Source organism: Shewanella sp. Isolate7 (assembly GCF_022398425.1).
GTDB lineage: Bacteria > Pseudomonadota > Gammaproteobacteria > Enterobacterales > Shewanellaceae > Shewanella.
Map to the genome: position 1 here is coordinate 23,650 of NZ_JAKEVJ010000085.1, position 10,490 is coordinate 34,139.

General features: G+C 47.6%; 17 protein-coding genes and 2 pseudogenes. 18 read left to right on the forward strand and 1 reads right to left on the reverse strand.

Going from position 1 to position 10,490, the window contains the following annotated elements; translation table 11 throughout:
- Window positions 1-7 precede the first annotated feature (7 nt).
- From rplE to rplQ, 15 genes are all read left to right on the forward strand, one after another.
- Window positions 8-547 carry a 50S ribosomal protein L5 gene (gene rplE, locus L1D47_RS17410; protein WP_011863978.1) on the forward strand — a complete coding sequence of 180 codons (540 nt, stop codon included), beginning with the start codon at window positions 8-10 and terminating at the stop codon, window positions 545-547.
- A 10-nt stretch (window positions 548-557) separates the two neighbouring features.
- Window positions 558-863 carry a 30S ribosomal protein S14 gene (gene rpsN, locus L1D47_RS17415; protein WP_033540777.1) on the forward strand — a complete coding sequence of 102 codons (306 nt, stop codon included), beginning with the start codon at window positions 558-560 and terminating at the stop codon, window positions 861-863.
- Window positions 864-886: 23 nt separating this feature from the next.
- Window positions 887-1,279, forward strand: coding sequence for a 30S ribosomal protein S8 (rpsH, locus tag L1D47_RS17420; RefSeq protein ID WP_041510735.1), 393 nt, complete (start codon window positions 887-889; stop codon window positions 1,277-1,279).
- Window positions 1,280-1,289: 10 nt separating this feature from the next.
- Window positions 1,290-1,820 carry a 50S ribosomal protein L6 gene (gene rplF / locus L1D47_RS17425; RefSeq protein ID WP_041510734.1) on the forward strand — a complete coding sequence of 177 codons (531 nt, stop codon included), beginning with the start codon at window positions 1,290-1,292 and terminating at the stop codon, window positions 1,818-1,820.
- Between the two features lie 10 nt (window positions 1,821-1,830).
- Window positions 1,831-2,181, forward strand: a complete 351-nt coding sequence (gene rplR / locus L1D47_RS17430) for a 50S ribosomal protein L18 (protein ID WP_011863982.1) — start codon at window positions 1,831-1,833, stop codon at window positions 2,179-2,181.
- Window positions 2,182-2,194: 13 nt separating this feature from the next.
- Window positions 2,195-2,698: a 30S ribosomal protein S5 gene (gene rpsE, locus L1D47_RS17435; RefSeq protein ID WP_011863983.1), complete on the forward strand. Its 504-nt coding sequence runs from the start codon at window positions 2,195-2,197 to the stop codon at window positions 2,696-2,698.
- A gap of 5 nt (window positions 2,699-2,703) precedes the next feature.
- Window positions 2,704-2,886, forward strand: a complete 183-nt coding sequence (gene rpmD / locus L1D47_RS17440; protein WP_011863984.1) for a 50S ribosomal protein L30 — start codon at window positions 2,704-2,706, stop codon at window positions 2,884-2,886.
- A 3-nt stretch (window positions 2,887-2,889) separates the two neighbouring features.
- Window positions 2,890-3,324, forward strand: coding sequence for a 50S ribosomal protein L15 (gene rplO, locus L1D47_RS17445; RefSeq protein WP_011863985.1), 435 nt, complete (start codon window positions 2,890-2,892; stop codon window positions 3,322-3,324).
- Between the two features lie 7 nt (window positions 3,325-3,331).
- Complete coding sequence (gene secY / locus L1D47_RS17450; protein WP_041510733.1) at window positions 3,332-4,672, forward strand: preprotein translocase subunit SecY; 1,341 nt, start codon at window positions 3,332-3,334, stop codon at window positions 4,670-4,672.
- 21 nt (window positions 4,673-4,693) lie between these two features.
- Window positions 4,694-4,807, forward strand: a complete 114-nt coding sequence (gene rpmJ, locus L1D47_RS17455) for a 50S ribosomal protein L36 (RefSeq protein ID WP_006083579.1) — start codon at window positions 4,694-4,696, stop codon at window positions 4,805-4,807.
- A 117-nt stretch (window positions 4,808-4,924) separates the two neighbouring features.
- Window positions 4,925-5,281 (forward strand): 30S ribosomal protein S13, encoded by a 357-nt coding sequence (rpsM, locus tag L1D47_RS17460; RefSeq protein WP_011863987.1) that lies wholly within the window; start codon window positions 4,925-4,927, stop codon window positions 5,279-5,281.
- A 17-nt stretch (window positions 5,282-5,298) separates the two neighbouring features.
- Window positions 5,299-5,691 (forward strand): 30S ribosomal protein S11, encoded by a 393-nt coding sequence (rpsK, locus tag L1D47_RS17465; RefSeq protein WP_011863988.1) that lies wholly within the window; start codon window positions 5,299-5,301, stop codon window positions 5,689-5,691.
- Between the two features lie 36 nt (window positions 5,692-5,727).
- The gene (gene rpsD, locus L1D47_RS17470; protein WP_011863989.1) at window positions 5,728-6,348 is read left to right on the forward strand and encodes a 30S ribosomal protein S4; all 621 of its coding nucleotides are present in this window, start codon (window positions 5,728-5,730) and stop codon (window positions 6,346-6,348) included.
- Between the two features lie 24 nt (window positions 6,349-6,372).
- Window positions 6,373-7,362 carry a DNA-directed RNA polymerase subunit alpha gene (rpoA, locus tag L1D47_RS17475; protein ID WP_011863990.1) on the forward strand — a complete coding sequence of 330 codons (990 nt, stop codon included), beginning with the start codon at window positions 6,373-6,375 and terminating at the stop codon, window positions 7,360-7,362.
- Window positions 7,363-7,401: 39 nt separating this feature from the next.
- Window positions 7,402-7,794, forward strand: a complete 393-nt coding sequence (gene rplQ / locus L1D47_RS17480) for a 50S ribosomal protein L17 (RefSeq protein WP_011863991.1) — start codon at window positions 7,402-7,404, stop codon at window positions 7,792-7,794.
- Between the two features lie 58 nt (window positions 7,795-7,852).
- On the opposite strand, the gene L1D47_RS17485 is transcribed toward rplQ, so the two are convergent.
- Window positions 7,853-8,710, reverse strand: coding sequence for a hypothetical protein (locus L1D47_RS17485; RefSeq protein WP_239886195.1), 858 nt, complete (start codon window positions 8,708-8,710; stop codon window positions 7,853-7,855).
- A gap of 20 nt (window positions 8,711-8,730) precedes the next feature.
- Between L1D47_RS17485 and L1D47_RS17490 the strand changes: the two genes are divergently transcribed.
- From L1D47_RS17490 to L1D47_RS17500, 3 genes and pseudogenes are all read left to right on the forward strand, one after another.
- Entirely contained in the window at window positions 8,731-8,904 is a 174-nt protein-coding gene (locus L1D47_RS17490; RefSeq protein ID WP_239886196.1) for a hypothetical protein, read from the forward strand.
- 68 nt (window positions 8,905-8,972) lie between these two features.
- Window positions 8,973-10,273 (forward strand): annotated as a pseudogene (locus L1D47_RS17495) (IS3 family transposase).
- 38 nt (window positions 10,274-10,311) lie between these two features.
- Window positions 10,312-10,490 (forward strand): annotated as a pseudogene (locus L1D47_RS17500) (IS5/IS1182 family transposase); the annotation flags it as partial.

Here is a 10,490-nt window from a genome sequence, read left to right on the forward strand (position 1 = left end):
GTAAACGATGGCGAAACTGCATGATAAATATAAAGAGACTGTTATCGCTGAGCTTTCTAAGAAGTTCGGTTATACCAGTGTCATGCAAGTCCCTCGGATTGAGAAAATCACCCTTAACATGGGTGTTGGCGAAGCTGTAGCAGATAAGAAGGTTATGGAGCACGCGCTTCGTGACATGACTGCTATCGCTGGTCAAAAGCCAGTTGTAACTGTTGCTCGTAAATCAGTTGCTGGTTTTAAAATCCGTGATGGCTACCCGATTGGCTGCAAGGTAACCCTACGTGGTGAACGTATGTGGGAATTCCTTGAGCGTTTAGTTGATATCGCAATCCCGCGTATCCGCGACTTCCGTGGTCTGAGCGCTAAGTCGTTCGACGGACGTGGTAACTACGCAATGGGTGTACGTGAGCAAATCATCTTCCCGGAAATCGATTACGATAAGATCGATAAGATCCGCGGTATGGATATTGTTATCACTACTACTGCGAAGAATGACGAAGAAGGCCGTGCTTTACTAGACGCCTTTAACTTCCCATTCAAGAAATAAGGGTAGCGAAATGGCAAAAAGTTCAATGAAAGCACGTGAAGCAAAACGTGCCAAGCTCGTGGCTAAGTATGCTGAAAAGCGTCTAGCTCTTAAGGCTATCATTAGCAATCCAACTACTTCTGATGAAGATCGTTGGGATGCAGTTCTTAAGCTGCAAGGTCTACCACGTGACTCAAGTTCTGCGCGTCAGCGTAATCGTTGTAGTCAAACTGGTCGCCCACATGGTTTCCTACGCAAGTTCGGCCTTAGCCGTATCAAACTGCGTGAAGCTACCATGCGTGGTGAAGTTCCTGGTCTGCGTAAGGCCAGCTGGTAATACTTGTCACGGAGTAAGCTAATATGAGCATGCAAGATCCAATTGCGGATATGTTAACTCGCATTCGTAACGGCCAAGCTGCTAACAAAGTATCAGTATCTATGCCTTCTGCTAAGCTGAAAGTTGCTATCGCACAGACGCTTAAAGAAGAAGGTTATATCACTGACTACGCCGTAGCAGGCGAAGCCAAGCCGGTTCTGGAAATCACTTTGAAGTATTTCCAAGGCCAACCAGTCGTTGAGACTATCCAGCGCGTAAGTCGTCCTGGTCTTCGTATTTACAAAGGTAAAAACGATCTACCAAAGGTGATGGGCGGTCTGGGTGTCGCAATCGTGTCCACTTCTAAAGGTTTGATGACTGATCGTGCCGCCCGCCAACAAGGCATGGGTGGAGAAGTTATCTGCTACGTAGCATAAGGAGCTAGCAATGTCTCGTGTCGCAAAAGCACCAGTCGCTATCCCTGCAGGCGTAGAAGTGACTTTAAACGAACAAACTATCACCGTAAAAGGTTCTAAAGGTAGTTTGACTCGAGTAATTAACGCTGACGTTTCTGTTGTTGTTGAAGACAACGAAATCAAGTGTTCTCCAGCTGAAGGCGTAACTAGCGCTGCACAAGCTGGTACAGCTCGAGCACTAATCAACAACATGGTTGTTGGTGTTAACGAAGGTTTCGAAAGAAAGCTGACTCTAGTTGGTGTTGGTTACCGTGCAAAAGTTGCTGGTAACGGTATCGACCTGACTCTAGGTTTCTCTCACCCTCTAGTTCACCAGCTTCCAGACGGCGTAACTGCAGAGTGTCCTTCACAGACTGAAATCGTACTTAAGGGTACTGATAAGCAGCTTGTTGGTCAGGTTGCAGCAGAAATTCGTGGCTACCGTCCACCAGAGCCTTACAAAGGCAAGGGTGTTCGCTATGCTGATGAACAAGTACGCCGTAAAGAGGCTAAGAAGAAGTAGGTAACGCGATATGGATAAGAAAACATCTCGCTTACGCCGCGCGACTCGCGCCCGTAAGAAGATCCAAGAGCTGGGCGTTAACCGTCTGGTTGTACATCGTACACCACGTCACACATACGCACAGGTTATTGATGCCAACGCGCAAGTTGTGGCGGCAGCTTCTACTGCTGAAAAAGCGGTATCAGAGCAGCTTAAATACACAGGTAACGTAGAAGCAGCTAAAGCGGTAGGTAAGACTATTGCTGAGCGTGCTATCGAGAAAGGCGTAACTGTAGTTGCATTCGATCGTTCCGGCTTTAAGTATCACGGACGCGTAGCTGCCCTGGCAGACGCTGCTCGTGAAGCTGGCCTACAGTTCTAAGGAATGATTAAAAATGGCTAAATTTGAAGCTCCACAAAAAGACGATCTGCAAGAGAAGTTAGTTGCAGTAAATCGTGTTTCTAAAGTAGTTAAAGGCGGACGTATCTTTAGCTTCACTGCACTGACTGTAGTGGGTGATGGTAACGGTAAAGTCGGCTATGGCTATGGTAAAGCGCGTGAAGTACCTGCTGCAATCCAGAAAGCAATGGAAAAGGCTCGCCGTAACATTGTTTCTGTTGAACTTGTAAATGGTACTTTGCACCACCCTGTTAAGGGCCGTCACACTGGTTCGCGTGTTTACATGCAACCAGCTTCTGAAGGTACTGGTATTATTGCCGGTGGTGCGATGCGTGCCGTATTGGAAGTAGCAGGCGTTCATAACGTACTGTCGAAAGCATACGGTTCTACTAACCCGATCAACATTGTTCGCGCAACTGTAGACGCGTTGGTGCACATGAAGTCACCAGCACAAATTGCAGCTAAGCGTGGCCTGAATGTTGATGAAATTCGAGGTTAAGCACCATGGCTACTAAAACATTAAAAGTAACTCAGACTAAGAGTTCAATTGGACGTTTGCCTAAGCATCGTGCCACTTTGACTGGTCTAGGTCTACGCCGTATTAATCACACCGTTGAGCTGGAAGATACTCCTGCTGTTCGCGGTATGATTAACAAGGTTTACTACATGGTTAAGGTGGAGGATTAATCAATGAAATTGAATACTCTATCACCTGCTGCAGGTGCAAAATCAGCTGCTAAGCGTGTAGGTCGCGGTATCGGTTCTGGCCTAGGTAAGACTGCTGGTCGCGGTCACAAGGGTCAGAAGTCACGTTCAGGTGGCGGTGTTCGCGTCGGTTTCGAAGGTGGTCAAATGCCACTTAAGATCCGTTTGCCTAAGTTTGGTTTTACTTCGCGTAAAGCGATGGTAACTGCCGAAATTCGTGTAAGCGAACTGGCTAAAGTTAACGGTGATGTTGTCGACTTGAATGCACTGAAAGATGCGAATCTTGTTACTCGCAACATACAGTTTGCTAAAGTCGTTCTTTCAGGTACCATTGAACGCCCAGTGACCGTTAAAGGTCTTAAGGTAACCAAAGGTGCACGTGCAGCTATCGAAGCTGCCGGCGGAAAGATCGAGGAATAATACGTCGATGGCAAAACCAGGACTTGATTTAAAAAGCGCGAAGGGCGGTTTATCGGAATTGAAAACCCGCCTACTGTTCGTGATTGGTGCGATTATCGTCTTTAGAGCCGGTTCGTTCGTACCAATTCCTGGTATTGACGCAGCTGTATTAGCAGAGCTGTTTAATCAGCAGAAGGGTACCATCTTAGGCATGTTTAACATGTTCTCTGGTGGCGCCCTTGAACGTGCTTCTATCTTTGCACTTGGTATCATGCCGTATATTTCGGCATCGATTATCATGCAGCTATTGACTGTGGTACATCCTGCACTGGCCGAACTGAAGAAGGAAGGCGAGTCAGGACGTAAGAAGATCAGTCAGTATACGCGATATGGCACATTGGTCTTGGGTACATTCCAAGCGATCGGTATCGCAACGGGTCTGCCAAACCTGGTTCCTGGTTTAGTTGTAAACCTGGGATTCGGTTTCTACTTCGTTGCTGTAGTGAGTTTGGTCACGGGAACCATGTTCCTGATGTGGCTTGGCGAGCAAATCACCGAACGAGGCATAGGTAACGGTATCTCGATTCTTATTTTCGCAGGTATTGTAGCCGGTCTACCTTCTGCTATCGGCCAAACGGCTGAGCAGGCGCGTCAAGGCGACTTGAACGTACTAGTATTATTGTTGATTGCAGTGATCGTATTTGCTGTGACCTACTTTGTTGTGTTTGTTGAGCGTGGACAACGTCGTATCGTTGTTAACTATGCTAAGCGTCAGCAGGGCCGTAAGGTGTTTGCCGCGCAGAGCACTCACTTACCGCTTAAGGTCAACATGGCAGGTGTGATTCCACCAATCTTTGCGTCAAGCATCATTTTGTTCCCAGGCACACTGGCTCAGTGGTTTGGTCAAAATGAAGGCTTGTCTTGGTTAAGTGATTTTTCACTTGCAGTATCGCCAGGTCAGCCGCTTTACTCATTGTTGTATGCAACAGCGATTATCTTCTTCTGTTTCTTCTACACTGCGTTGGTATTTAACCCACGTGAAACAGCAGACAACCTGAAGAAGAGTGGTGCGTTTATTCCCGGGATCCGTCCTGGAGAACAGACTTCGCGTTATATAGATAAAGTAATGACTCGCCTAACACTGGCCGGTGCATTATATATTACCTTTATCTGTTTAATTCCGGAGTTCATGTTAATCGCGTGGAAAGTACAGTTCTATTTTGGCGGTACTTCACTACTAATTATGGTAGTCGTGATCATGGACTTCATGGCTCAGGTTCAGACCCATATGATGTCACATCAGTATGAGTCTGTGATGAAGAAAGCTAACCTAGTGAATAAAGCGAACTTAGATCGCTTTGGTCGCTAAGTAGCTTTACGGAGTGATGAAATGAAAGTTCGAGCTTCCGTGAAGAAGATCTGCCGTAACTGCAAGATCGTAAAGCGTAGCGGCGTTGTACGCGTTATCTGTGTTGAACCAAAACACAAACAGCGTCAAGGCTAAAAACTTTTTGACCAGCTCAGATTCTGAGCTGGTCAAAATATTATTTGCAAAATCGTCATCTGTCGAGTATCCTACCGGGCTTTTCACAGATGGCCTTTAACTTATGAGGAGTGCATAGTGGCCCGTATCGCTGGCATTAACATTCCTGATCAGAAGCACACAGTCATTGCATTGACTGCTATCTATGGTATTGGACTTACTCGCGCACAACAAATCTGCGCGGCTACTTCAATTGCTGAAGATGCTAAGATCAAGGAATTGAGCGAAGCTCAAATAGACACACTACGCGAAGAAGTTGCTAAATACATTGTAGAAGGTGACTTGCGTCGTGAGATCTCTATGAACATCAAGCGTCTGATGGACCTTGGTTGTTATCGTGGTCTCCGCCACCGTCGTAGCCTGCCCCTTCGTGGGCAACGTACCAAGACCAATGCGCGTACTCGCAAAGGTCCACGTAAGCCAATTAGAAAGTAACGGGAAGGTAAACCAATATGGCTAAAGTTCCGTCACGTTCAACGCGCAAGCGCGTACGTAAACAGGTTGCTGATGGCATGGCTCATATCCATGCATCTTTCAACAACACCATTATCACCATTACAGATCGTCAAGGTAATGCACTTTCTTGGGCAACTTCTGGTGGTTCAGGTTTCCGTGGTTCACGTAAATCTACCCCATTCGCTGCACAGGTAGCTGCTGAGCGCGCAGGTGTTGCTGCTCAGGACTACGGTGTTAAAAACCTTGAAGTTTTCGTGAAGGGTCCAGGTCCAGGACGTGAGTCAGCTATTCGAGCGCTGAACGCGGTTGGTTACAAGATAACCAACATTACCGATGTGACGCCGATCCCTCATAATGGTTGTCGTCCTCCTAAGAAACGTCGCGTGTAATCGCCCCGTTTTTAATAGGATAGTTGGAGAAAGAACATGGCAAGATACTTGGGTCCAAAGCTCAAGCTCACTCGCCGAGAAGGTACTGACCTTTTCCTGAAAAGCGGTGTGAGAGCAATTGATTCGAAGTGTAAGCTTGAAGCTGCACCTGGACAACACGGCGCTCGTAAAGCACGTTTGTCTGAGTACGGCGTTCAGCTGCGCGAAAAACAAAAAGTTCGTCGTACTTATGGTGTGCTTGAAAAGCAATTCCGTAACTACTACAAAGACGCTGCACGTCTAAAAGGTAACACTGGTGAAAACCTGCTTACTCTTTTGGAAACTCGTTTAGATAACGTTGTTTATCGTATGGGTTTTGGTGCTACCCGTGCTGAAGCACGTCAGCTAGTTAGCCATAAGTCAATTATGGTAAACGGCCGCGTTGTTAACATTCCATCATTCAAAGTGTCTGCGAATGATGTAATTAGCGTTCGTGAGAAGTCTCAAAAGCAAGCTCGTATTAAAGCTGCTCTAGAGGTTGCTTCTCAGCGCGAAAAGCCAACATGGGTTGAAGTAGATGCCGCTAAGATGGAAGGTGCTTTCAAGCGTCTGCCAGAGCGTAGCGATTTATCTGCGGATATTAACGAACAGCTGATCGTCGAGCTTTACTCTAAGTAAAGCTAATAAACAAGAGAGGACACAATGCAGGGTTCTGTTACAGAATTTCTTAAACCGCGTCTCGTTGATATCGAGCAGGTTAACCCAACACGTGCCAAGGTTACACTGGAGCCGCTAGAGCGTGGTTTTGGTCATACTTTAGGTAACGCGTTGCGTCGTATCCTATTGTCGTCTATGCCCGGCTGCGCGGTTACCGAAGTCGAGATTGATGGTGTACTGCACGAATACAGCAGCAAGGAAGGCGTACAAGAGGATATCCTAGAGATCCTTCTAAACCTTAAAGGTTTGGCAGTGGTTATCGAGGGTAAAGACGAGGCTATGCTTACTTTAAGCAAGTCAGGCGCAGGCCCTGTTACCGCAGCAGATATCACGCACGATGGTGATGTTACTATTATGAATCCTGATCATGTTATCTGTCATCTGACTGGTAACAATGACATTAGCATGCGTATCCGCGTTGAGCGTGGTCGTGGTTATGTACCAGCTTCGGCTCGTGCACAGACCGAAGACGACGATCGCCCAATTGGCCGTCTGCTAGTGGATTCATCTTTCTCACCTGTCGCGCGTATTGCTTACAATGTTGAAGCAGCACGTGTTGAACAGCGTACTGACTTGGACAAACTCGTTATCGATATGACCACCAACGGTACTATCGATCCTGAGGAAGCGATTCGTCGTTCTGCAACCATCCTGGCTGAACAGCTAGATGCGTTTGTTGAGCTACGTGATGTCACTGAGCCAGAACAGAAAGAAGAGAAACCAGAGTTCGACCCAATTCTGTTGCGTCCTGTCGACGATCTAGAGCTAACTGTACGTTCGGCTAACTGTTTGAAAGCCGAAGCGATTCATTACATCGGAGATCTGGTACAGCGTACTGAGGTTGAGCTACTTAAAACACCTAACTTGGGTAAGAAGTCTCTTACCGAAATTAAGGATGTGTTGGCTTCTCGCGGACTTTCATTAGGTATGCGTCTAGAAAACTGGCCTCCAGCCAGTTTAGCAGACGACCTATAAGTCCTAGTTTGTACAGATTTAGGTAATAAGGATTAGGTCATGCGCCATCGTAAGAGTGGTCGTCAACTAAACCGTAACAGCAGTCATCGTCAAGCTATGTTCCGTAACATGGCAAGCTCATTAGTCCGTCACGAAGTGATCAAGACTACTGTAGCTAAGGCGAAAGAATTGCGTCGCGTAGTTGAACCTCTAATAACACTTGCTAAGAGTGACAGTGTTGCAAACCGTCGTTTGGCATTTGCACGTACTCGCGACGCTGAAGTCGTAGGTAAGTTATTTAATGAATTGGGTCCACGCTACCAGGAACGTCCTGGTGGATACACCCGTATCCTTAAGTGCGGTCTTCGTACTGGTGATAAGGCGCCTATGGCGTATATCGAACTAGTAGGTCGTCCAGAAGCTGCTGAAGCTGTTGAAGAAGCTGCTGAGTAACACTTAAGTTCATTGTAAAAAGCCGGGCATTGCCCGGCTTTTTTATTGCTAAAAATCTTTATTCCACCCAGTCTGCCTTTTTGGCTATCTCCTTAGGTATCGAAAGGTGCCATCTTGCGACGCCCGACAGGCTAAACCGAAAAGTCCCCTTACTGTCACTGACATAGCCAAGTTGGCTGGCTTGCTCACCGGCTAAGAGTCGGTTGATCAGTTTGCCTGCCAGTAGGCCGTGTTCGTAGCCGTTGAGCACATAGCCGCCGAGATTGGCTCTCTTGCCTACCGTGAAGTCCCAGAAACCAAAGTGGGGCAGGGGGGCGTGATCTGCCGTCCAGGCAATGATCTTTTCCGAATCCATGTATTCGCCACTCGCCGTGATTAAGGTGTGGTATAGCCCGGTAAATATCCCATGGTAGCCCGCCTTTTTGGCATCGCGCACCGTCTGTTTCCACTCCTTAGCCGAGTTGGTCAAGGTGAAGGCTATGGTCAGCTTACCTATCTTTATTGGCTTAAAGTCGGGGCTGATAGGGCCGAAGGCCGCCCGTGCGGTCTCGCTATTGTCAGAAAGGATCAGCAGTTTGGTGTCTTCATTACCTGGTAGCAGACAGTCGACTAGCAGGAGTGAGCGTTTGAACAATGGTCGCTCGAGTATGCCGGTAAATTGCTGATAGGCCTGAAGCCCATGATCTCTGGGGTTGGTATTGAGGCCGAGAAATACCACTGGAATCTTGGTATCGGCTATGCGCTCGCTAAGCAGCGAGATGGCGTTATCGTCGGCGAGTATGATGATGTCTGGTACCTTTACGTAAAACCTGTAGTTATCACACTGTTGCGTAATTGATATGTGTGAAATTGCTATGGTAGGCTCTATCCGTATGAGTGCATCATAGGCATTTTTATCGTCTGCTGATTTACTCACCAGTTATCGAGGGGATCCATATGCAGGTCATCAGCTATGAATTAAAGGACTGGGAGTACCGCGAGCCAGAAGTCTATGTTGACGAAAACGGCGAGCTACAGGTGCGCTATATTGGTGAGCTTAAAAAGATAGGCCCCATTACCTTGCTATACCGAGTTGGATTTGATGAAAGTGGCAAAGTGGTTCATTTGTAGTGGCATAGTGAATTTGGCCACCTGAATAGACGAAGTGATAGACTCACTTCCGGAAAAAGGTGGTAGAAATGATGAACACAAGACCGACATTCAGTGCAGAGTTCAAATTAGAAGCTGCGCAGCTGGTAACGAAACAGGGATACAGCATAGCTGAGGCTGCAAACGCGATGGGCGTGAGTAATTCAGCCATGCGTAAATGGGTAAACCAGCTTCGACAGGAGAAGCAAGGCGTATCCCCCAAAGGCGCACCGCTCACCCCCGAACAACAGCGGATCCGCGAGCTAGAAAAGAAAATCCGCCGCATTGAAGAAGAGAACACCATTTTAAAAAAGGCTACGGCTCTCTTGATGTCAGACTCACTGAACAGTTCTCGTTAGTCGAGAAACTCAGGAAGAGCCATAGCGTAAAGCGGATTTGTTCAGTATTTAAAAAAGGCTACGGCTCTCTTGATGTCAGACTCACTGAACAGTTCTCGTTAGTCGAGAAACTCAGGAAGAGCCATAGCGTAAAGCGGATTTGTTCAGTATTTAGTATTCACCGCAGCAGTTACAAGTATTGGCGAAGCAGACCTATCACCATTGATTCGAAGCAGATAAAGTTGCACAGCATGGTGCGGGAGGCTTATGAAGCCAGCAATGGGTCAGCGGGTGCCAGAACYCTGGCTGATATGGTGACGACWGCTGGCGTGAGATTGACGCGCTATCGTGCCACAAGGCTGATGAAGAAGCTGAGGCTAGTGAGCAGCCAGGTGCCGCAACATCGCTACAAAAAGGCAGACAAGGAGCATGTCGCCATCCCTAATCTCCTTGACCGCCAGTTTGCTGTGACGGCTCCCAATCAAGTGTGGTGTGGCGATGTGACCTATGTGTGGACAGGAAAACGATGGGCTTACYTTGCCGTTGTTCWGGACTTGTTTGCACGAAAACCGGTGGGGTGGGCGATGTCATTTTCGCCCGATAGTGCGCTAACAAGCAAGGCACTAACCATGGCCTTTGAGGCGCGAGGAAGGCCGAAAGACCTAATGTTCCATAGTGACCAAGGAAGCCACTATACCAGCCGCCGCTTCCGCCAACAGCTCTGGCGTTATCAGATTAAGCAGAGCATGAGTCGACGAGGAAACTGCTGGGACAACAGCCCGATGGAGCGCTTCTTTAGAAGCTTAAAAACAGAATGGATACCGATGACCGGCTATCGGGATATCGGTGAGGCTAAGAGTGAAATTTCRCGATATGTGACGGGGTATTAYAGTCAGCTGAGACCACATCAATATAACGGTGGGCTGACACCCAATGAGTCAGAGCGAAGATACTGGCTTGAATACAAAACCGTGGCCAATTTTAGGGAAGATGCGAATAAGTCCCTGATGTGAGATCATAGCTACATAGTAAATCACAGCCATTACCGCCCATGAGCCAACAGTTAACTTTTGCCGATAGTGAGTTTTCCAGCAAGCGCCGCCAGACCCGTAAAGAGATTTTCTTATCTCGGATGGACAACCTGTTACCATGGACTCAACTGCTGGAAGTGATTGAGCCCTTTTATCCAAAAGCGGGCAATGGTCGTCGTCCCTATCCACTGGAAACGAT

Coding starts and splice junctions, on each gene's coding strand:
- rplE (WP_011863978.1), top strand. CDS start 8: ATGGCGAAACTGCATGATAAATATAAAGAGACTGTTATCGCTGAGCTT.
- rpsN (WP_033540777.1), top strand. CDS start 558: ATGGCAAAAAGTTCAATGAAAGCACGTGAAGCAAAACGTGCCAAGCTC.
- rpsH (WP_041510735.1), top strand. CDS start 887: ATGAGCATGCAAGATCCAATTGCGGATATGTTAACTCGCATTCGTAAC.
- rplF (WP_041510734.1), top strand. CDS start 1,290: ATGTCTCGTGTCGCAAAAGCACCAGTCGCTATCCCTGCAGGCGTAGAA.
- rplR (WP_011863982.1), top strand. CDS start 1,831: ATGGATAAGAAAACATCTCGCTTACGCCGCGCGACTCGCGCCCGTAAG.
- rpsE (WP_011863983.1), top strand. CDS start 2,195: ATGGCTAAATTTGAAGCTCCACAAAAAGACGATCTGCAAGAGAAGTTA.
- rpmD (WP_011863984.1), top strand. CDS start 2,704: ATGGCTACTAAAACATTAAAAGTAACTCAGACTAAGAGTTCAATTGGA.
- rplO (WP_011863985.1), top strand. CDS start 2,890: ATGAAATTGAATACTCTATCACCTGCTGCAGGTGCAAAATCAGCTGCT.
- secY (WP_041510733.1), top strand. CDS start 3,332: ATGGCAAAACCAGGACTTGATTTAAAAAGCGCGAAGGGCGGTTTATCG.
- rpmJ (WP_006083579.1), top strand. CDS start 4,694: ATGAAAGTTCGAGCTTCCGTGAAGAAGATCTGCCGTAACTGCAAGATC.
- rpsK (WP_011863988.1), top strand. CDS start 5,299: ATGGCTAAAGTTCCGTCACGTTCAACGCGCAAGCGCGTACGTAAACAG.
- rpsD (WP_011863989.1), top strand. CDS start 5,728: ATGGCAAGATACTTGGGTCCAAAGCTCAAGCTCACTCGCCGAGAAGGT.
- rpoA (WP_011863990.1), top strand. CDS start 6,373: ATGCAGGGTTCTGTTACAGAATTTCTTAAACCGCGTCTCGTTGATATC.
- rplQ (WP_011863991.1), top strand. CDS start 7,402: ATGCGCCATCGTAAGAGTGGTCGTCAACTAAACCGTAACAGCAGTCAT.
- L1D47_RS17490 (WP_239886196.1), top strand. CDS start 8,731: ATGCAGGTCATCAGCTATGAATTAAAGGACTGGGAGTACCGCGAGCCA.